This window comes from Tenacibaculum sp. UWU-22 (assembly GCF_041021355.1).
Lineage (GTDB): Bacteria > Bacteroidota > Bacteroidia > Flavobacteriales > Flavobacteriaceae > Polaribacter.
Window position 1 is genome coordinate 231,332 of record NZ_JBFNGP010000003.1, and the last position, 21,062, is coordinate 252,393.

Below are 21,062 nucleotides of genomic sequence, written 5' to 3' on the forward strand. Positions count from 1 at the left end.
TTACACACAAATAATGAATCGAAGAAAATATATTAAAACCGTTTTAATGGGAGCGGTGTTGCCTGGATTTTGCAAATCAGCATTCTCTTTTACCACGTTACAAAAATGGCCGTTTGAAACAGGTCTTCAATTTAAGAGCGATTGGCAAGATTGGCCTGATATGAAATGGGTTGGTCCCATTTATTGGGGAAATCGATTGCAAGATTGGGAAATTAAGGATGGTAAAGTATACTGTAATGTAGTTTCGATAAATAGAAATTTAAGTTTACTTGCTATTCAAAAACCAAATAAAAATGTTGCTTTCTCATCAACGGTAGATATGACTATTCTTCCTGATTCTCTTCAAGTAGAGAATAATTTGTTTGGTTTAAGATTAGGTGCTAAAGGGCCTTTTGATGACTATCGATCAGCAGCGGTGTTTGGAAAAGGTTTGGATATAGGATTAAGCACAAACGGATTTTTACATATAGGTAAGTATAAAACCCCTATAGAAAAACAAGATTTCACGAATAGAGAACTTAGATTAACAGTTGATGGTGTTCCTACGGGTAACGATGTTGAGTTACATGTTTCTCTTGTTGATGTTTCAACAGGTAATATTATTGCTCAAGCTAAAAAAACGGTAAGTAATAAAGATGTAGTTGGTAATTTTGCGTTACATGCTGATTGTAAAACTAAAAAATCAATTAATTCGCCATCGATAGCTTTTTCGAATTGGTCTATAACGTCACAAGATTTAGATTTTAAAGATGACCAACTGTATGGTCCTATCTATTTTGCTCAATATACCTTGCATAAAAACAAATTAAAGTTAACCGCTCAACTTGCTCCAATAGAGAAAATTGAAGAACATTTAGTTGAACTTCAAATCAAGAAAAATAACCAATGGGTTACCATAAGTAAAGGTCAGGTAAGACCAGATGGAAGAGCCATTAATTTTTCGCTGTCTAATTGGGCGTATCGAGAAGATGTTCCGTACCGTGTTCTTTTAACGTTACCTTTAAAAGGAGGAAAGAAACAATATGAGTATTTGGGTACCATAGCTAAAGAACCCGTAAATAAAAATGAGATAAAAGCAGCGGTGTTTAGTTGTAATTTCCATTATGGTTTTCCAGACAGTGATGTAGTAGTAAATGTTTCAAAACTTAACCCAGATATCATTCTTTTCTTAGGAGATCAGTTTTATGAAGGACAAGGAGGTTATGGCGTTGAAGCTTGGGGAGTGCTCGATAAACAGTGTTTAGATTATTTGCGCAAGTGGGCTATGTTTGGTTGGTCGTATCGTGATTTATTTCGCCATAAACCTTGTTCAATTATGCCTGACGATCATGATGTATATCATGGGAATATTTGGGGTGAAGGAGGTAAACATGCAGATACTAGCCATGGTTTTTATGCCCCAGCACAAGATAGTGGAGGGTACAAAATGCCAGCAGAATGGGTTAATATGGTTCAATTTACGCAAACCAGTCACCTGCCAGATCCTTTTGATCCAACACCTGTAAAACAAGGTATTACAGTATATTATACAAACTGGAACTATGCAGGTATTAGTTTTGCTATTTTAGAAGATCGAAAATTTAAATCGGCACCTAAGAATGTTTTACCTGAAGAAGCAAAAGTGTATAATGGTTTTATTGGTAATCCAGATTTTGATATAAAAAAGCATAGTGATATCGATGCTCATTTACTTGGAGAAAGACAGTTGAATTTTTTAGAGCAATGGAGTCAAGATTGGAGCGATGATGCTCAAATAAAATGTGTTTTATCGCAAACAAATTTTGCTACAGTTGCTACACTACCTAAAGGATCAATGTCTGACGGAGTTGTTCCTGGGTTGCCTATTCCTGAAAAAGGCGAGTATGTTACTGGTGATGCGCCTACGGCTGACATGGATTCTAATGGATGGCCTGTAAAAGGAAGAGATAAAGCGCTTAGAGAGATACGAAAAAGTTTTGCTTTTCACATTGCAGGAGATCAACATTTAGCTAGTTTTATTCAATATGGTATAGATGAATATAGAGACAGTGGTTTTGTGTTTGCAGGGCCTGCGTTAAATAATATTTGGCCTCGTCGTTTTTGGCCATCAGATGCTGATGTAGAAAAACATACCTATACAAACCCTCAGTATGTAGGAGATCATATTGATGGTTTTGGTAATAAAATGACTGTAAAAGCCGTGGCAAACCCATTCAATACTCATCTTGAACCAAAGGTGGTACATAACAGAGCAACAGGGTATGGATTGGTAACGTTTAATAAAAAAGAACGTACAATTAAAACCGAATGTTGGCCTAGATATGCTGATCCGTTAGAAGCAGAATCTCAATTTCCAGGTTGGCCAGTTACGGTTAAACAAGAAGACAACTATGGGCGTAAAGCAGTAGCGTATTTACCTACAATTATAGATACTAAAAAACAACAACCATTGGTTAAGGTTTTTGATGATAACGACGAATTGGTTTATGCGATTAGAATGAAAGAAGATACATTTAGACCTAAAGTATTTGCTAAAGGAAAATATGAAATACGAGTAGTTTCTAATGAAGGAGAAACAAAGTTTCGTTCAAAAGCCAAAAGAAATAATAAAAAAGAAGTAAGAGTATAAACAAAACATAGGTAAATTTGTTTGTAGCAACAGGCATATTAAATAGTATTAGACTATTTAATATGCCTGTTTTTTGTTATTATAGAAATTAAATATATCAAAATAAAAGGCAGTGTATTTTATATTTTTATAATTGGCTTATTTTAATTGAGTATTAGCCAATTACAACCGCATAGAATAGAATCTTTTTTACAAAAATTATGAGTACAAGAAAGCAATTATTAAAGTCGAAAAATTACAAATGATTAAAAACAATTACGATTATGTATTATTGGGTTATTTGTGTTTGAGTACAGATTTTAGTCAAGCAATTAACCATTACAAACAAGCTTTGGGTAGATAAAATTAAAACTAGAGAAACAGCTATTAAGAAAGAAAATAGAATAATTTAAAATAAATTAAACCCTTGATAAGTTAGTTTACACACTTTTTAGGCTAGTGTAGTGTCTTAAAAGAATAAAGATTTGTTTTGTCAGTTGACTCATTAATTTTTACTCGAAGATATTTGTGCTGACCACAATAAATATTAGGTTTAATTAGAGTTTGAGGGCTTATTGGGTGTGAAGTTTAATTAGGGGCTAACTTTTTAGTTGTTCAAAGGTATGTACTTATAATACTAAATAATACTTATGAAAATAAAAAAACACTATTTAGAAAACCCAATATGGACTAAATAGTGTTTTTATATAAACTAATTTTAACTAAACTAATTATCTATTTCTTGATTTTCTTGATTTTCTTTTTTGTGATTTTTTTTGTCTTTTTTACCTTTCTTTCCCTTTTTACCTTTTTTACCATGATTCATTTTTTCAGCACCTGCGTTTTTAAGCTTTTCTAACTGTTGATCATTTAAAATGTTTTTCATGCTTTCTCTAAAGGCAGTCATTCTACTTGATTGCTCTTCTTTCATAGCTTCGCGTTCTTCTGCAGTTGGTTTTTTGCCGCTTTCTCTCATTTCTTTCATTTTTTCTATTCGGTCTTTTAACTGAGCATTTCTTTCGGCTAACAATGGTTTTATTTGATTTTGCTGTTCAGGAGTTAAATCTAAATGTTTTGTCATTCTTTCTAAATCAGAATTGGTTTTTTCTTCTACATTTAAATTCTTAAAATCACCTTGCTTGTGTTTTTTTTGTACTTGTGCTTGTGTAGTTGCAGCAAAAACGAATGCTATAACTAAAAAGGTTATTATTTTTTTCATCTTTTTTATTAATATTTAATATTATTTATTGCCTCTTAGACTATGTAAAATTAAAAAGGTTTAAATTTGAATTTTGTGTTAACAAATATTTAACTGCTAATGTAATTTTTTTTGAGGAGGTAATTGAATAGGTTAAAGTAATTGTTTTAGAAAAAGAATAAGTAAAATGTTAGTGGTTGATTGTGTATGTTTTTAATATGTAAAAAAAAATAATTTAAATTTATTTGAATGAAAAAAATACTAATTCCATTTCTTCTTTTTTCAATAATTGGTATTGCTCAAAAAACAATAAAGGTAGATTTAAGCAACCCCAATGCTACGATATATACACATTTATATTTTTTGCAAAAAGATAGTTATGAGCCTAGTAAGGCGGCAAAAACCATTTATGGGGTAAAAGGTAAAGAAGCTATAGACAAAGCAAAAAAAATTAAAGAAATTTTAGACGGTAAGGGGTTATATGTAGATTTTAGTAAAGTGCCTACTGATCCAAGTTATAATGATACTATTGGTTATGTAAAATCGTTTAAGTATGTGTTGTTTCCAAAAAGGATGCCTTTAATTTATGTAGAAAAGATAGGTAATAATTGGTATTATTCTAGAGAAACCATACAAGATATTGATAGTTTGTATAAAGAGGTGTTTCCTTGGTATGTAAAAACTACACAAAAAATAATTCCAGCAGCAGGGCATAAAAAATTATTTGGTATTGAACTCTGGAAATACATAATGACTCTTGTGTTGCTCTTAGCGGCGTGGATTGTATATGTTGTGGTTAAAAACATTTCATTTTTTTTATTACGTAAAATTCAGTTTCGAATTACAAAAAGCACAAGTATAGAAGTAGAAAAAGTTCTTAAAAAACTAACGCATCCAGTAAGTTTGCTGTTTGCTTTTTCATTAATAAATCGGGCTTTTCCGTCGTTGCAATTTGGCTTAGAGGTGAATAAGTGGGTGTTTTTGGGTTTAAATATTACGACTACTATTTTTTGGATTTATGTTTTTTTAAAATTAATAGAGGTTGTTATAAGTGTATATTCAGAATTAGCTCAAAAAACTCATGGAAAGTTAGACGATCAATTGGTGCCCATACTACATCATTTCTTAACAGGAATTGTATTGTTTCTAGGGATTTTAAAATTGCTTACCCTTTTAGGAGTTAATACTACCGCGGTAATTGCAGGGGCTTCAATAGGAGGTTTGGCAGTGGCTTTGGCTTCGCAAGACACTGTAAAAAATCTAATAGGAACCTTTATGATTTTTCTTGATAAACCATTTCATATTGGTGATTGGATTGAGGCCGATACAGTATCAGGTACCGTAGAAGAGGTAGGGTTTAGATCTACTCGAATTCGATCGGCTGATACGTCAATATATCAAATACCAAATAGTAAACTGGCAGAAATTACCATTAATAACAAAGGGTTACGGCAATATAGAAGGTATACTACAAAATTAGGTGTGCGGTACGATACGCCACCTGATTTAATAGAAGCCTTTGCAGCGGGGTTAAAGCAACTTATAATTCATCATCCAGACACTCGTTCAGATGCCTTTAATGTTGAATTTACTGAATTTTCAGATTCTTCGTTAAATATTATGGTAAATGTATATTTTATTGAGTTAGATTGGAACTTAGAACAATCTTCTAGACACCGATTGCATATAGCTATTTTAAAATTAGCCGCTGCTTTGGGGGTAGAGTTTGCATTTCCGTCTTCTACGCTAATGATTGAACAATTTCCTGAAAAAAAGACGTTTGATTTAAATTACAACCTTGATAGTAAAAAAATGGAAGAAAGTGTAAAAAAAGTGATAGATGATTTTGTTGCTAAGAATAAAGGATAATTAAAAAAGATAGCATTTTAAAGTTTTTTTCTGTCAACTAATTAAATGCTGCGTAAATAATAAAAAAAACCCTTGATTGTTAACAATCAAGGGTTTGCGCTTGTTTGTGGTACCTCCAGGAATCGAACCAGGGACACAAGGATTTTCAGTCCTTTGCTCTACCAACTGAGCTAAGGTACCTTAGCGTTAGCGGATGCAAATATAAAACCCTTTTTTTTAATCTTCCAAATAAAAAATAAAAAAATCTATTGTATTTTTGATTTCCTATATAATCACAGTGATGAACTTAATTATTGATGTCGGAAATACCAGAGTTAAAGCAGCTGTTTTTCAAAACAATGCCTTAAAACAGGTGTTAGTTTTTAATAAAAGTAAAATTATTTCAGAAGTTAAAACAATAGTTAAAAAATATGCGATTACTGATGGAATTATATCTTCTGTTGGTAATATTACCAACTCTAAACAGGTTAAATTAAATCAATTGTTGCCGTTAATTGATTTAAATGCTCAAACTAAAGTGCCTTTTAAAAATTTATATAGTACCCCAACTACTTTAGGAGTGGATCGAATAGCTTTAGCTGCGGCGGCAGTAAATAAATTTCCTAAAAAAAATGTGTTGGTAATTGATGCAGGCACCTGTGTAACCTTTGATTTTATTAATAAAGATAAAACATATTTAGGAGGAGCTATTTCACCTGGAATTCGCATGCGATATAAGGCATTACATGTTTTTACGTCTAAATTACCAATGTTAGAAACGGGTATTCCTGAAAGTTTTATAGGTAATTCTACAAAAACCGCTATTGATTCAGGAGTTGTTAATGGGATATGTAACGAAATAGATGGCGTTATAGAACAGTATAAAAAAAAATACCCAGATTTAACACTAGTTTTAACAGGAGGAGATGCAAATTTCTTGGCTAAACAATTAAAAAGTGTCATATTTGCGACTCCAAATTTTATTTTGGAAGGCTTATATGCAATTTTGATACACAATAAAGAAGAATGATTAATAAAATTCTGGTTATAACTTTAGTGTTTTTTTCACTAACTGTAGCAGCGCAAAGAAACAATTCTTCACCTTATTCCTTTTTTGGAATAGGAGACAGATTTAGCTCTAAAACTACAGAACAAGCATCGATGGGAGGCATTGGTGCGGCTTATAAAACAAATCACTATTTAAACTTTATAAATCCTGCTGCAAATGCTAATTTGCGTTTTGCTACTTATGGTATTGGAGGTATATCTACGAATTTAACATTAAAAGAAACAGACAAAAGTCAATCGAGTAGTTCAACAAGTTTGCAATATATATCTATCGGATTTCCGATAGGTAAAAAGGCAGGTTTTTCTATGGGGTTAGAACCTCAATCTACCGTTGGCTATAGTTTGGTTGATCAAGTTAATGACGATGAAGGTAATGCAATAGAAATAACAAAATATTCAGGTAATGGAGGAAGTAGTAGACTGTATAGTGGTTTTGGTGTTGAAATTGCAAAAGGGTTATCGCTAGGTTTTGAAGCGGCTTTTATTTTTGGCACGATAGATAATAGTATTGTAAATAATCGGAAAGATGTTTTTTTATCGACTAAAAGCGATCAATATTCTACTATTAGAGGGGGTAAATTTACTTTTGGTATGCAATATCAAGCAGAGCTTTCAAATAAACTACAGGTTAATTTAGCAACTGTTTTAGGGCTCGAAGATAAAATACATGTAACGGGTACGCAGCAAATTTATAGTTTTTATACTTATTCAGGTACTGAAGTATCTAGAGAGGTTTTATCAACTAGCTCTATAAAAGGATATGTTAAAAATCCATTAAAAACGATTTTTGGTGTAGGGTTAGGTAAATCAGACAAATGGTATGCTGCATTAAATTATAAATTTCAAGGACCTGTAGAAAATCGTAATCACGTGGGTGGTGGGGGTAACGGATATAAATACGGGTACTCTGAAAGACTTTCTATTGGAGGGTTTTACACACCTAGAATAAACTCTATTTCAAACTATTGGGAAAGAGTAACCTATAGAGCGGGGTTACGTTTTGAAGATACAGGCCTACAGATAAAAATTGATGATAGTTCAAATAATTTTACACCCATAAAAGACTTTGGCATAAATCTTGGATTAGGGTTACCACTCGGCAATAAGTTGTCAAATGTAAACGTTGGTTTAGAGTACGGTAAAAAAGGTACCACTGACAATAATTTAATACAAGAAAATTATTTTAACCTTAGGTTAAGTTTATCCTTAAATGATATTTGGTTTATCAAAAGAAAAATAGATTAATATAAAACTGAACAAGATGATGAAAAAAATTACATATGTTTTAGCAGGACTTTTTATGTTTGTTTCTGTAGCTACTATAGTAGCACAAACAAGCCAACAGCAATGTGCTATTGACTACAATCTTTTTAAAGGAGATTATCAAACAAAAAAATATGAAGCTGCAAAAGAAAAATTAAATTCGTTATTAGATAACTGTCCAACATTATCAATAAATATATATAAGTTGGGCGCTAGAATTGCAGAAGTAACAAATGATAACGACTTGATGAAAAGAGTGTATGAAATGCATTTAGCTAATTTTCCTAACAAAGAAGTAGCAAAAGCGCATAGCGATTATGCAACTTGGTTAGTAGAAAAAAAATTAGCCTCAGATGACGAAATATTTGCTATTCTAGAAAAAGCGTATAAAATTTCGCCTGAAGAAATGGGTATAAAAAATATTTACAGATATTTTCAAGGAGTAACCGATAGATATAAAGATACTGATCCTCAAAAAGTATTTGATACTTATGACGATGTGGTAGAGTCGGTAACCAATAAATTAGAAAATTACAGTAAAAAAATAGATGAATTACAAAAAAAACAAGCTTCAGGTTCATCACTTAGCAAAAAAGAAGAGAGAAATTTAAAAAATTATACCATAAATTCTAAAGCCTTAGGTACTGTAGAAGATGGTTTAGATCATATTATTTCAAGCATTGCTACTTGCGACAGATTAATTCCGTTATTAGGTGGTGCTTTTGAAGAAAATAAAAATAATGCAACTTGGTTGCGAAGAGCGGTGTCTAGGTTATACAATAAAGGATGTCAATCAGATCCGTTATTCGAAAAAATTTCTAGAGCTTATGCAGAGGCTTCACCATCATCAGACTCATATACCTTTTTAGCAAACGTTTTAGAAAAAAATGGAGATGTTTCTGGAGCTGAACAAATGAGAAGCAAAGCGTTTAATTTAGAAACTGACCCATATAAAAAATCAAAATATAAGTTAAAATTTGCTCAAGAAGCTGCTGATTCAGGAGAAAAATCTAAAGCTAGAAGTTTAGCTATGGAAGCGCTACAATTTAACCCTAATAATGGTAAAGCTTATTTATTTATTGCAGGGTTATATGCAAAAAGTGCAAACTCTTGTGGAAGCAATGAGTTTGAAAAAAGAATGGTATATGTGGCAGCAGCAAATAAAGCTAGACAGGCGGCTCAAGTAGACCCTAGTATAGCTAGTAAAGCAAATGATTTTGCAAGTGCTTATATGAAACATGCACCTTCTAAAAAGTTAGTGTTTCAACAAGGGGTTTCGTCAGGCAGCTCTTATCGTGTGGGTTGTTGGATTGGAGAAACTGTTCGAGTACCGTAGTAGATAATAAACCAATGCAAGTTTGCAAAAAAATAATAATTAAAAACATTGCTGCCTTAGTTATTTTGGCAGCAATGTTTTTTTCTTGTACAAATAACCCGAAAGAAGTTCGCGATTTTTTAGTAGCCAAAAACTTACCCATTAGTGTGGCAAAAAATGTGCGTCATGTGTATAAAGATTCTGGGCGTATTACTTCAAAACTAATTACGCCTTTACTATATGATTTTTCGAATAGAAAAGATCATCCGTATAACGAATTTCCTGAAGGAATAAAAATTGTTAAAATAACAAATAAAGGAAAAGACTCTATAACCATTACAGGAAATTATGCTTTAGTGTATAATAAAACTGGCATTTCTGAAATTAAAGATAAGGTGATTATTATTAATCACGCTCAGCACTCGAAATTAGAAACCGAAGAACTTTTTTGGGATCAAAAACAAGGATATTATTTTACGGAAGAAGCCTTTAAACTTACCACGCAATTAGATACTTTAAAGGGAGTAGGGTTTGAATCGAAAGAAGATTTATCAAATTCTATTGCTAAAAATATTACAGGAAGTCTTGAAATTAGAGATAAACAATAATAAATTATGAATAAACTTTGGAAAATTATACAATACGGATACCTAGTGGTAGCAATTATTTTTTTAGTTGAAGGAATTTTAAATTGGAATATAGATAGAAATAAATCGTATTTTATGTTTCTATTTGCTATATTTATTACCTTAATTTTTTTGTTTAAACGACGTTTTAGAAAAAGAATAATAGACAGAAACAACCAACAAAATGGAAACTGAAATAATCGTTATTATTAGTTCAATTTTATTTTCCGCTTTTTTTTCAGGTATGGAAATTGCCTTTGTCTCTGCCAACAAGTTGCATATCGAATTAGAAAAAAAGAAAGAGGGCTTTTTACCTAAAATACTTACCAAAATAACCCAAAAATCATCAAAATTTATTACTACGATGTTGGTGGGTAACAATATTGCATTGGTAGTGTATAGTTATTTTATGGGTAGATTATTAACTCGACATCTTCCATTACACGGGTTTAATAATTTTTCGGTATTATTAATTCAAACCATAATTTCTACGCTAATAATTTTAGTAACAGCAGAATTTTTACCCAAAGCAATATTTAGAATATACGCTAATGAAGCCATGAAAATATTGGCGGTGCCAGCGTATTTTTTTTACGTTTTATTTCATTTTATTTCAGAATTTATTATTTCTATTTCTAATTTTTTTTTATACACTTTTTTTAAAACAGAAGAAAAAGAACAACAAACCGAATTTAGTAAAGAAGAATTAGGAAATTACATATCAGAACAGCTAGAAACGACACAAAGTGATATTGATCAGGTAGACTCAGAAATTCAAATTTTTCAAAATGCATTAGAATTTCATAAAGTAAAAGCCCGAGAAGTTATGGTGCCTCGTATTGATATAATGGCGGTAGAACTTCACGATACAGTTACTAATTTAAAAAATTTATTTGTTCAAACAGGTTACTCAAAAATATTGGTTTACAAAAGTTCGCTAGATGATATTATTGGTTATGTAAATGCATTTGAGTTATTTAAACAACCTAAAACCATTAAAGCTATTTTGTTACCTGTAGAGATTGTTCCAGAGTCGATGATTGTTGGTGATGTGTTAAATAATTTAATAAAAAAAAGGAAAAGTATAGCCGTTGTTGTAGATGAGTATGGAGGTACTTCGGGTATGATTACTGTAGAGGATGTGGTAGAAGAATTATTTGGTGAAATTGAAGACGAACACGATTCGCAAGAACTTTTAGAAGAAAAAATAAATAATAGAGAGTTTAACTTTTCGGCTCGTTTAGAGGTAGATTATTTAAACGAAACCTACGATTTAAATATTCCTAAAGAAGAGGCTTATGAAACTTTAGGAGGCTTTATTATCGATTGTACAGAGAATATCCCTATGCTAAATGAAGATTTAGAAATAAGTCATTTTCACATTAAAATATTAAAAGGCAGCAATTCTAAAATAGACGAGGTGTATTTAAAAGTATTAGATAAAGAAAACTAAGTTAATCCGCCTTTATTTCTATCTTATTTTTTGTAAAATCTTATAGGCTAAAACATTGCATTTTACAAACCCAAATTGTATATTCGCCAACTGAAAATAAATCAAATGTGGTATGGCAATTTTATCAGATATTAGACAAAAACCAATTATTTTAATAGCTATTGTTGGGTTAGCACTTTTTGCTTTTGTATTAAACCCGTCTTCGTTAGAAAAATTTTTTAAAGCAAACAAAGTAAATGAGGTAGGTAATGTAGATGGCGAAACAATTTCTCGCCAAGAATTTGCACAAGCATTAGACGCTTATAAAGCTCAGGTAGGTAATCGAGTTTCAGAAATGCAAGCGGCTAAAACGGTATGGGATAACTTAGTGCGAAAAAAAATTTATGAAATACAATTAGCTAAAGCAGGTGTTACTATTGGCGAGCAAGATATAATGAATGCATTGTATGAGACGCCAAGTGTAAAAGATAATCCAAGATTTTTAACAGCGGGTTTATTTGATAAAGATAAATTTAAAGAGTTTTTAGCAACGATGAAAGATGACCCAGCTCAACAAGCTAGTTGGGCAGGATGGCAAAATTTTATGTTATCTATTAAAGAGAACTTAGAACGAACTACGTATAATAATTTAGTATTAAATGGTTTAGGAGCTTCTTTAAAAGAAGGCGAAACTAAGTATTTAACTGAAAATACTAGAATTACAGGGCAATATGTTTATATACCGTACACTTCAATAGCAGACAGTTTAATTACCATTAAAAAAAGCGATGTACAAAAATACATAGATAATCATAAAGCAGATTATCAAGTAAAAGAGTCTAGAGATATTAAGTATGTTAATTTTATTATTAAAGCTACCCCAAAAGATGAAGAAGCTATAAAAAAAGAGGTGGCAAAATTAATTGATGATAGACAAGAATATAGCAGTGTTACCAAAGGAGATGTAACCATAAAAGGATTAAAAAACACAGAAGATTATGTTGGCTTTTTAGAAGAAAACAAATCCGATATTTCTTTAGATGATACATTTAAATTTAAAAACGAAATAAACGCTCAAATTGCAGATAAAGTTATGAGTGGAAATAAAGGTGATGTTTTTGGACCTTATAAAGAGGGCGATTATTTTAAAATTTCTAAAATAACAGAAATTACCAAAATGCCAGATTCGGTTAAAGCAAGCCATATTTTAATTCCGTTTTTAGGTTCTCGTTCTGCTACTGCCGAAACAAAACAAAACGAAGCAGCAGCAAAGAAAACAACCGATAGTATTTTAGCTGTTGTAAAGCAAAGCCCAAGTAAATTTAACGATTTAGCAAAACAGTTTTCAGTAGATAAATCAAATGCTGATAAAGGTGGTGAGCTAGGTTGGTTTACATACTCTCGTATGGTTCCTGAGTTTAGAGATTATTGTTTTACACATAAAACTGGAGATTTAGGTGTGGTAAAAACACAATTTGGTTTTCATATTGTTAAAATTCAAAATCAAAAAAATATTGAAAAAGCTGTAAAGTTAGCTACTTATGCCCGTAAAATAGAAGCATCAGAAGAAACAGAAAATGCAATTTTTCAAGAAGCAGAAACATTTGCATTAGAAGTTTCTAATGGCAAAAAATTTGACGATGTAGTTTCAGAAAAAAAATTAAATTCTAATCCAGTTATAGGTATTAAGGCGTTAGATGAAAATATTACAGGTTTAGGTAACCAACGACAAATAATTAATTGGGCATTTGATGCTGATTCTGAAGTGGGTAGTTTTAAACGTTTTGATACCGATAAAGGTTATGTAGTTGCTACTGTAACAGCCAAAACAGAAGAAGGTTTAATGCCTGTTGAAAAAGCAATAACTTCGGTTCGTCCTATACTTACTAAGCAAAAGAAAACCGAATTGATTAACAGTAAGATTAATGGTGCTACACTAGGTGATATTGCGCAAAATAATAAACAGATGGTTAAACAAATGTCTGATGTTACTTTAGCGTCTCCTACAATTTCTGGTGTGGGTAATGAGCCTAATGTGGTTGCGGCAATGCAATATGCAAAAGAAAACGAGTTGTATAAAGGCATTGAAGGTAATAAAGGGGTATTTGCTTTTGTAGTTACAAAACGAACGTTACCACCTTCTTTACCTAATTATGATTCATATAGAAATCGTATAGCAAGCGAAAGAAAAGGAGAATCTTTTGCCATGTATAACGCCTTAAAAAGCGCATTAAATGTTGAAGATAATATTTCTAATTTTTACGGAATTCAGTAAACAATTAAAAAATAAATTATAGTATAAAACCTCACAAAGCATGTGAGGTTTTTTTATGGAATATAGTGTCTTTTAATACCTTTTACCAATACCTGTCTTACAAAAACAAATAGGTTTATTTTATTTACTTTTTGCTAAATATTTTGTGGTTGCTTAAGAAAATAGCGTTTAAAAAACTGATGATTATTTCATTTAAATAAACAATACTATTAAACTAAATAGCATGTAGAAAATCGAATAAATTTTGGTTATTTTTTAATCCAATTTTTTTCTTAATTCGATAACGTGTGGTTTCTACACTTCGTGTTGAAACATTAATTAAATTAGCAACTTCTTTAGTTTTAAGTTTAGATACAATGTAGGCGCAATGTTTAAGGTCATTAACAGAAAGATTAGGCGCAATTTTTTTTAGTTTCGTAAAAAAGTCGGGATGCATTTTCTCAAATTGCAGTTTAAATTCTTTCCATAAAGCATTTTCTTCTATTAAAACAAGTAATGATTTTTCGATATGTAATAGCTTATTAACTTCGATGCTTTTATTGTTTTTAATTAAATTACTAACTTCACTTGTTAGCATGCTAATGGTATCATTATAAGTAGATATTTTTAAAACTTTAGAAAATAACATACGATTGTTTACGTCTAATAAATTAGAGACCTCTGTGTTCTTTTTTTCTAGTTTAGTATTGGTTTTTTCTAAGTTTGTAACTAAATGGCGTAGTTTGCCATTTAAGCTGAAGATTTTATTATTTCGTTTTTTTATTTTGTTTGATAAGAGAATTAATCGAGTTACAAAAAGTAAACTGAATAGTAAAAATAAAATACTAGCATACAATACTGTTTTTTGCTGCTGTATTATTTTTTTTCTGCTATTAGCAATTTCAGATTTTAAAATTAATTCTTTATTTTTTATCTCATTTATAATATTAATTCGATTTTGTTGGTAAAATTTTTGGTTTTCTTTAGCTAAAACAATGTGTTGGTAAGCTAGTTTATAATTTCCGATGTCTTCGTACAGTTTTGCATGGCAATCGTGTATGTAAGTTAACGAAACATAATCTTTTGGGTCAGTTTTTTCGATAGCTTTTTTTAAGGCTTGTTGAGCAGAATCATAGTCACCTAAATTTTGATGGCTTAGCGCTATGAAATTGTGTAAGTATTTAACCCCGCTATAAATTATTTTTTTTTCTTCAGTAAAATCTATTGCCTTACTTGATTTTTCAATTGCTGCAGTCCAATTTTTATCGAAAAAATGCCTTGATGCGATGTTGTAATACAAGTCCATTTTTTCTTTGTTTTTTCGCTCACTTTCTTCCATTTTTTCAAGTTCTTGTAAAGCGGCATATGATAAAGCAAGACTTTTTTTAAGATCTTTTCTTTCTGTTATTCCTAAAGAAACGTAGCAATGTACTAAAAGTAATCCGCCTATTTTATGTTTTTTTACCACCTCGAGAGCCTCTTTGTAGAATTCATCAGCTTCTTTATACTCTCTTGAAGAAAGCCTCTTATTGCCTTCCATTAATTTTAAAATACTAATTATAACAGGATTCGTTATTTTTATTTTGTGATTTTTAATGTAATTGGCAAACTCATTATTTTCATCTACAGGGTCGTCTTTAGAAAAATAAAATTTTTTTATTTTTTCTTCAATATTGTCTTCAGTAATTGCATTGTTTTCTATACTTATGTCAGAGCAGGTGACTAGTAAAAATGAGATTAGAATTATTTTTGTTTTCAAAAGCATATTTTTTGTTATTTATATTAATCATTAAAAAATGATAAGATAAGAGGGGTATAACTATGTTGATGATAAAAAATTATTTTGTAAAAGTATCAAAAAAATAAAAAAAAGAGCAATCTATCACGTTGTTTTAACGTGTCAGATTGCTCGTTATCATGTAGTTATGTTGTGTGTATTTAATTTTTCTTTTTTCAATTTAGCCGAGTAATTTTAATCCTTTTTTAAAAGAATTTTAGTTTTTAACCATTCATAGAAATTAAAAATTCTTCATTACTACGAGAAAATTTTATTTTATCATTAATAAATTCCATCGCTTCAATAGGATTCATATCTGCTAAATATTTACGTAATACCCACATACGTTGTACCGTTTTATCGTCTAATAATAAATCATCTCTACGGGTACTTGATTTAATTAAATCAATAGCAGGATAAATTCTACGGTTGGCAATATTACGATCTAACTGAAGCTCCATATTACCCGTACCTTTAAATTCTTCAAAAATCACTTCGTCCATTTTAGATCCAGTTTCGGTAAGTGCAGTAGCGATAATAGTTAAAGAACCGCCGCCTTCTATATTACGTGCAGCACCAAAAAAACGTTTAGGTTTATGAAGAGCATTGGCATCAATACCTCCTGATAAAATTTTTCCTGAAGCAGGAGCTACAGTATTGTAGGCTCTTGCTAAACGGGTTATAGAGTCTAATAAAATAACAACATCATGACCACATTCTACCAATCGTTTTGCTTTTTCTAATACTATATTTGCCACTTTAACATGTTTTTCGGCAGGTTCGTCAAAGGTAGAAGCAACAACTTCACCTTTAACGCTACGTTGCATGTCAGTAACTTCTTCAGGGCGTTCATCAATTAAAAGTACAATTTGGTATACCTCAGGATGATTAGAGGCTATAGCATTAGCAATGTCTTTTAATAACATTGTTTTACCCGTTTTTGGTTGAGCTACAATCATACCACGTTGCCCTTTACCAATAGGTGAAAACAAATCGATAATTCTAGTTGAAAGAGAATGTCCTTTTTCAGCTAAATTAAATTTTTCTTGTGGAAATAAAGGTGTTAAATGTTCAAATGAAATTCGATCGCGAACAATGTTGGGGTTTAGTCCATTTATTTTAGATACTCTAATTAGCGGAAAGTATTTTTCACCTTCTTTTGGGGGGCGTACATTTCCTTTTACGGTATCACCAGTTTTTAAACCAAATAGTTTTATTTGTGATTGCGATACATAAATATCATCTGGCGATGATAAATAATTATAGTCTGATGAACGTAAAAAACCGTACCCATCAGGCATCATTTCTAATACGCCTTCACTTTCAATAATGCCATCAAATTCAAAGTCAGGGTCGCGAAATTTATTGCCGCTTTTATGACTTAAGTTCTGATTTTTCTTATTATTATTTCTGTTTTTGTTGTTTTGTTGGCCGTTATTTTGTTGGTTATTGTTTTGTTGGTTGTTATTCTGTTGGTTATTGTTTTGTTGGTTGTTATTCTGTTGGTTATTATTTTGCTGACCGTTGTTTCGCGGTTTGTTGTTAGTTGTTTGCGGTTGCTTTTTCGTTTTTTGTTTTGGGGTGTCAGCTGTTTTTTTTGCGGTTTCTTCTATAGGTAAGGTAGTTTGTTTTTCAATAACCGCTGTAGTAGTTTCTTTTTTTTCGGCTGCGGGTTTTGCAACTCGTTTTCTTTTTGGTTTTTCTGTTTTTGCCGTTTCTTTTTTAGCAGAATTGTCTGAAGTTTCGGCTTGTGTATCTAAAATTTGATAAACCAAATCTAATTTTTTTAATTGACTAGTTTTTTTTAAGCCAATAGTTTTTGCAATTTGTTGTAAATCAACAAGTGTTTTTGCTTTTAGTTCTTCTATTTCGAACATTATATGTAAATTATTTTAATAAAATTTTTTTAAGAAAAGAGAGGTTAAATTCTTTGAAAATGTATTGAACAAGTGTCGTTCAATAGCAAATGGTGTGGTTTTAATTATGAAGCAAATATATACAATTATTTTAATATGCAAAGTTTCTTTATTAAAAAGAAAGCGTTATTTTTGCCTTTCAGTTATAAAAAATGATACAGAGAATTCAATCTATATATTTATTGTTAGCAAGTTTTGTTTCTGGAGGGCTTGTTTTTTTTATAGATTTATGGGTAAATGGTAATCAAACTAAAGTGTTTGTGTGCGATTTGTTTTCGAGTGATTTATTTATAAAAAAAATAATTCCAGTATTATTTTTTATTTCAGCCTTATTATCGTTTATAACAATCTTTTTATTTAAAGATAGAAAGTTACAATTTGTATTAGGGCGTTTAAATATGTTGATTAATCTTTTTTTATTAGGAATATTGATATATGTATCACAAATGTTACCTGGAGAAGTTTCGATTTCAGAGAAGGGTATTGGGATGTTTTTACCTGTTATTGTTGTTTTGCTATTAGTTTTAGCAAACAGGGCCATTAAAAAGGACGAAGATCTTGTAAAATCTGTTGATAGATTGCGATAAACCTAACATCTTAGTATATTTAGTGCGAAAAAAAACCGAAACTTTTGTTTCGGTTTTTTTACATCTATACATTAAAGTTATCAGTCAATTTTAGCGTGTAATTTTAATACTTAAAAATTAGATATTCTTAGCAAGTTCAATAATTTCCATGTTTTTAATTTCACCTTTGTTAAGTTCAAAACGTAGCATGGTTCTAACGGTATGAAAACCATATTTACCCGAAGCGCCAGGGTTTAGATGTAATAAATTTAAATTTTTATCAAATTGAATTTTTAAAATATGTGAGTGTCCAGAAATAAATATTTTAGGCGGGTGTGTTTGTAGTTCTCTTTTTACCCGTTTGTTGTAGTTTGGTGGATATCCGCCTATATGTGTCATCCAAACAGTAACCTGCTCAACAACAAATTTATTATCTAACGGAAACTCTATACGAGCCTCTTTATTATCAATATTACCATATACAGCACGTAACGGTTTTAGTTTTTTAATGGTGTCAGTAACCGTTAAATCACCAATATCACCAGCATGCCATACTTCATCAACTTGTTTGACAAATTTTAAAATTTGAGCATCAATATAGCTATGTGTATCTGAAAGTAATAAGATTTTCTTCACAAAACGAAAGTACAAAGAACAAAATAAAATCCGTAATTTTGAACTTTTAAAAATTACATATTTGCGTTATTTTATTGAGCTTTCGTATTTCGGAAAAAATTATCATGGTTGGCAAATACAACCCGATGCTAACTCGGTACAAGCCGAAATAAACAAAGCACTAAGTATTGTTTTACAAACAGCGGTTAATGTGGTTGGAGCAGGTAGAACCGATACAGGAGTACATGCTTCACAAATGTTTGCGCATTTTGATGTAGAAAAAAAAATACAAGAAAATTTTATTTATAAATGTAATTCGGTATTGCCTAATGATATTGTAGTTAATGCTTTTTTTTTGGTAAAAGATGATTCTCATGCTCGATTTGATGCCGTAAGTAGAAGTTACGAATATAAAATATGGTTAGGTCGTAATCCGTTTTTATTAGAAACCGCATGGCAAATACACTCATTAAAACCCAATGTAGCTTTAATGAATAAAGCTAGTGATTTATTGTTGCAATATTCCGATTTTGAAAGTTTTTCTAAAGTAAAAACAGATGTATACACCTTTAATTGCGATGTTACTAATGCGCAATGGGTTTTAGAGGGTAATGAGCTTACTTTTTATATAACAGCCAATCGATTTTTACGCAATATGGTAAGAGCTATTGTTGGTACTTTGTTAGATGTAGGGTTTGGTAAAATTTCAGTAGAAGATTTTAGAAAAATTATTGAAAGTAAAAATAGAAGTAATGCTGGGTTATCAGTTCCAGCAAAAGGCTTATTTTTGTCAAAAATAACCTATGATTTTATACCCTAGTTGTGGCCGATAGTTCAGGAAAAGCATTCGATATAAAAATTTTTACAAGGCTTATGAGCTTTGCAAAAGGTTACCGTTTAAAGTTTTCGGTAGCTTCTTTGTCAGCTATTTTATTAGCTGTGTTTTCAGCAGCTCGACCCGCAATTTTAGTTATTGCGGTTAATGATTTTTCAACTACAAAAGATTTTAAGCAGCTACTAAACTACGTGCTTTTGATGTTAGTAGTGTTATTAATTGAGGTACTATTGCAGTTTACGTTTATTTTTTATGCCAATTGGGTTGGTCAAAACATTATCTGTGATATTAGAACAAAAGTGTTTCGCCATATTTTAACATTTAAAATGTCGTATTTCGACAAAACTTCGGTAGGTAAATTAGTAACACGAGTTGTTTCGGATGTTGAAGCCATTTCAAGCTTTTTTACACAGGGCTTGTTTATGATTATAAGTGATATATTAAAAATGGTAGCAGTAGCCGCTGTAATGTTATATATAAATTGGCGATTAGCATTAATTGCATTAGCGGTATTACCTGTTTTAATTTATGCGACCAAACTTTTTCAAATTGCTATTAAAGCTACCTTTCAAGAGGTTCGTAATCAAGTTGCTAATTTAAACGGGTTTGTGCAAGAGCGTATTACAGGTATGAAAATTGTGCAATTGTTTAATCGAGAAAGCATAGAGTACGAAAATTTTATGCAAATAAACAATCGGCAAAAAAGAGCAAATGTAAAAACAGTTTGGTATTACTCTATTTTTTTTCCAATTGCAGAAATTTTATCATCTATTGCTATAGGGTTAATAGTTTGGTATGGCGGTTTTCAAATTGTTGAAGACAATACAGTTACTATTGGAGCTATTGTGGGATTTATAAAAATGGCACAAATGCTATTTAGACCTTTGCGACAAATTGCCGATAAATTTAATCAATTACAAATGGGTATTGTTGCAGGAGAACGTGTTTTTAAAGTGTTAGATACAGAGAGTTCTATTGATAAAAACGGACTTATTTTAGCTGATAACATACAAGGCGCAATTGAATTTAAAAACGTTTGTTTTAGCTACGTTAAAGAAGAAGAAGTTTTAAAAAATGTTTCTTTTTCAGTAAAAAAAGGGCAAACAGTTGCTATTGTAGGGGCTACTGGTGCTGGAAAATCAACTATTATTAATTTAATAAATCGTTTTTATGAAATTGATAGCGGTACAATTAGTGTAGATAAAATTCCAGTAGAAGAGTATGATATAGAATCGCTTCGACATAAAATAGCTGTGGTGTTACAAGATGTTTTTTTATTTTCAGATACGATTTTAAATAACATTACGTTAAAGGATGAGCAAATTACCTTAGAACAAGTTGAGTTGGCTGCTAAACAAATTGGTATCCATGAGTTTATTACGAGTTTGCCTGAAGGGTATTATTATAAGGTAAAAGAACGCGGAGCAATGTTGTCTTCTGGACAAAGACAACTTATTGCGTTTTTAAGAGCTTATGTAACTAATCCGAGAGTGTTAATTTTAGATGAGGCTACGTCGTCTGTTGATGTGCATGCAGAACAAATGATACAGTATGCTACCGATAAAATTACTAAAGAACGAACTTCGATAATTATTGCGCATAGATTGGCAACGGTTAAGAAAGCGAATCAAATTATTGTAATGGATAATGGTGAAATTGTTGAACAAGGTACTCATAAAGAATTATTAAATAGACCTAACGGGTATTATAAAAACTTGTATAAAAAACAATTTAGTACTCAAGTGGCTTAAAAAAACGAGAT

At 30.9% G+C, this 21,062-nt stretch carries 16 protein-coding genes and 1 tRNA gene; 12 read left to right on the top strand and 5 right to left on the bottom strand.

Annotated elements, in window-relative coordinates; all coding sequences use genetic code 11:
• The first annotated feature begins 13 nt into the window (after positions 1-13).
• A complete protein-coding gene (locus AB2B44_RS07560; protein WP_369048964.1) occupies positions 14-2,608 on the top strand; it encodes an alkaline phosphatase D family protein in 2,595 nt (864 codons plus the stop codon).
• A gap of 706 nt (positions 2,609-3,314) precedes the next feature.
• Here the strand turns inward: AB2B44_RS07560 and AB2B44_RS07565 are convergent.
• Positions 3,315-3,806 (bottom strand): Spy/CpxP family protein refolding chaperone, encoded by a 492-nt coding sequence (locus AB2B44_RS07565; RefSeq protein WP_369048965.1) that lies wholly within the window; start codon positions 3,804-3,806, stop codon positions 3,315-3,317.
• Positions 3,807-4,034: 228 nt separating this feature from the next.
• On the opposite strand from AB2B44_RS07565, the gene AB2B44_RS07570 reads away from it, so the two are divergent.
• Positions 4,035-5,654, top strand: a complete 1,620-nt coding sequence (locus AB2B44_RS07570) for a mechanosensitive ion channel family protein (protein WP_369048966.1) — start codon at positions 4,035-4,037, stop codon at positions 5,652-5,654.
• A gap of 107 nt (positions 5,655-5,761) precedes the next feature.
• On the opposite strand, the gene AB2B44_RS07575 is transcribed toward AB2B44_RS07570, so the two are convergent.
• Positions 5,762-5,834 (bottom strand) — tRNA-Phe (locus tag AB2B44_RS07575).
• A 100-nt stretch (positions 5,835-5,934) separates the two neighbouring features.
• Between AB2B44_RS07575 and AB2B44_RS07580 the strand changes: the two genes are divergently transcribed.
• The 7 genes from AB2B44_RS07580 to AB2B44_RS07610 all read left to right on the top strand — a co-directional run bounded on the left by AB2B44_RS07580 (position 5,935) and on the right by AB2B44_RS07610 (position 13,612).
• Positions 5,935-6,663, top strand: a complete 729-nt coding sequence (locus AB2B44_RS07580) for a type III pantothenate kinase (RefSeq protein WP_369048967.1) — start codon at positions 5,935-5,937, stop codon at positions 6,661-6,663.
• Positions 6,660-7,946, top strand: coding sequence for a hypothetical protein (locus tag AB2B44_RS07585; protein ID WP_369048968.1), 1,287 nt, complete (start codon positions 6,660-6,662; stop codon positions 7,944-7,946). Before AB2B44_RS07580 ends, AB2B44_RS07585 begins: the two co-directional genes overlap by 4 nt.
• A gap of 16 nt (positions 7,947-7,962) precedes the next feature.
• A complete protein-coding gene (locus AB2B44_RS07590; protein ID WP_369048969.1) occupies positions 7,963-9,300 on the top strand; it encodes a tetratricopeptide repeat protein in 1,338 nt (445 codons plus the stop codon).
• A 14-nt stretch (positions 9,301-9,314) separates the two neighbouring features.
• Positions 9,315-9,887 carry an LPS export ABC transporter periplasmic protein LptC gene (gene lptC, locus AB2B44_RS07595; protein WP_369048970.1) on the top strand — a complete coding sequence of 191 codons (573 nt, stop codon included), beginning with the start codon at positions 9,315-9,317 and terminating at the stop codon, positions 9,885-9,887.
• Positions 9,888-9,893: 6 nt separating this feature from the next.
• Complete coding sequence (locus AB2B44_RS07600; protein ID WP_369048971.1) at positions 9,894-10,100, top strand: hypothetical protein; 207 nt, start codon at positions 9,894-9,896, stop codon at positions 10,098-10,100.
• The gene (locus AB2B44_RS07605; RefSeq protein WP_369048972.1) at positions 10,090-11,358 is read left to right on the top strand and encodes a hemolysin family protein; all 1,269 of its coding nucleotides are present in this window, start codon (positions 10,090-10,092) and stop codon (positions 11,356-11,358) included. The genes AB2B44_RS07600 and AB2B44_RS07605 overlap by 11 nt, the downstream gene beginning before the upstream one ends.
• A gap of 112 nt (positions 11,359-11,470) precedes the next feature.
• Complete coding sequence (locus AB2B44_RS07610; RefSeq protein WP_369048973.1) at positions 11,471-13,612, top strand: peptidylprolyl isomerase; 2,142 nt, start codon at positions 11,471-11,473, stop codon at positions 13,610-13,612.
• Between the two features lie 214 nt (positions 13,613-13,826).
• Here AB2B44_RS07610 and AB2B44_RS07615 read toward each other — a convergent pair whose 3' ends face one another.
• A complete protein-coding gene (locus AB2B44_RS07615) occupies positions 13,827-15,350 on the bottom strand; it encodes a hypothetical protein (RefSeq protein ID WP_369048974.1) in 1,524 nt (507 codons plus the stop codon).
• Between the two features lie 242 nt (positions 15,351-15,592).
• A complete protein-coding gene (rho, locus tag AB2B44_RS07620; protein WP_369048975.1) occupies positions 15,593-17,245 on the bottom strand; it encodes a transcription termination factor Rho in 1,653 nt (550 codons plus the stop codon).
• 191 nt (positions 17,246-17,436) lie between these two features.
• Between rho and AB2B44_RS07625 the strand changes: the two genes are divergently transcribed.
• A complete protein-coding gene (locus tag AB2B44_RS07625; RefSeq protein ID WP_369048976.1) occupies positions 17,437-17,871 on the top strand; it encodes a DUF4293 domain-containing protein in 435 nt (144 codons plus the stop codon).
• Between the two features lie 117 nt (positions 17,872-17,988).
• On the opposite strand, the gene AB2B44_RS07630 is transcribed toward AB2B44_RS07625, so the two are convergent.
• A complete protein-coding gene (locus AB2B44_RS07630; RefSeq protein ID WP_369048977.1) occupies positions 17,989-18,486 on the bottom strand; it encodes a metallophosphoesterase in 498 nt (165 codons plus the stop codon).
• 61 nt (positions 18,487-18,547) lie between these two features.
• Here AB2B44_RS07630 and truA point away from each other — a divergent pair, with 61 nt between their 5' ends.
• The gene (gene truA, locus AB2B44_RS07635) at positions 18,548-19,285 is read left to right on the top strand and encodes a tRNA pseudouridine(38-40) synthase TruA (protein ID WP_369048978.1); all 738 of its coding nucleotides are present in this window, start codon (positions 18,548-18,550) and stop codon (positions 19,283-19,285) included.
• A 53-nt stretch (positions 19,286-19,338) separates the two neighbouring features.
• On the top strand, positions 19,339-21,051 hold the full coding sequence (locus AB2B44_RS07640) for an ABC transporter ATP-binding protein (protein ID WP_369048979.1): 1,713 nt from the start codon (positions 19,339-19,341) through the stop codon (positions 21,049-21,051).
• The last annotated feature ends 11 nt before the right edge of the window (positions 21,052-21,062 follow it).

What these genes read in the sequence shown, in the direction of transcription:
- AB2B44_RS07560 (WP_369048964.1), top strand. Translation starts at nt 14, where the DNA reads ATGAATCGAAGAAAATATATTAAAACCGTTTTAATGGGAGCGGTGTTG.
- AB2B44_RS07565 (WP_369048965.1), bottom strand. Translation starts at nt 3,806, where the DNA reads ATGAAAAAAATAATAACCTTTTTAGTTATAGCATTCGTTTTTGCTGCA.
- AB2B44_RS07570 (WP_369048966.1), top strand. Translation starts at nt 4,035, where the DNA reads ATGAAAAAAATACTAATTCCATTTCTTCTTTTTTCAATAATTGGTATT.
- AB2B44_RS07580 (WP_369048967.1), top strand. Translation starts at nt 5,935, where the DNA reads ATGAACTTAATTATTGATGTCGGAAATACCAGAGTTAAAGCAGCTGTT.
- AB2B44_RS07585 (WP_369048968.1), top strand. Translation starts at nt 6,660, where the DNA reads ATGATTAATAAAATTCTGGTTATAACTTTAGTGTTTTTTTCACTAACT.
- AB2B44_RS07590 (WP_369048969.1), top strand. Translation starts at nt 7,963, where the DNA reads ATGATGAAAAAAATTACATATGTTTTAGCAGGACTTTTTATGTTTGTT.
- lptC (WP_369048970.1), top strand. Translation starts at nt 9,315, where the DNA reads ATGCAAGTTTGCAAAAAAATAATAATTAAAAACATTGCTGCCTTAGTT.
- AB2B44_RS07600 (WP_369048971.1), top strand. Translation starts at nt 9,894, where the DNA reads ATGAATAAACTTTGGAAAATTATACAATACGGATACCTAGTGGTAGCA.
- AB2B44_RS07605 (WP_369048972.1), top strand. Translation starts at nt 10,090, where the DNA reads ATGGAAACTGAAATAATCGTTATTATTAGTTCAATTTTATTTTCCGCT.
- AB2B44_RS07610 (WP_369048973.1), top strand. Translation starts at nt 11,471, where the DNA reads ATGGCAATTTTATCAGATATTAGACAAAAACCAATTATTTTAATAGCT.
- rho (WP_369048975.1), bottom strand. Translation starts at nt 17,245, where the DNA reads ATGTTCGAAATAGAAGAACTAAAAGCAAAAACACTTGTTGATTTACAA.
- AB2B44_RS07625 (WP_369048976.1), top strand. Translation starts at nt 17,437, where the DNA reads ATGATACAGAGAATTCAATCTATATATTTATTGTTAGCAAGTTTTGTT.
- AB2B44_RS07640 (WP_369048979.1), top strand. Translation starts at nt 19,339, where the DNA reads ATGAGCTTTGCAAAAGGTTACCGTTTAAAGTTTTCGGTAGCTTCTTTG.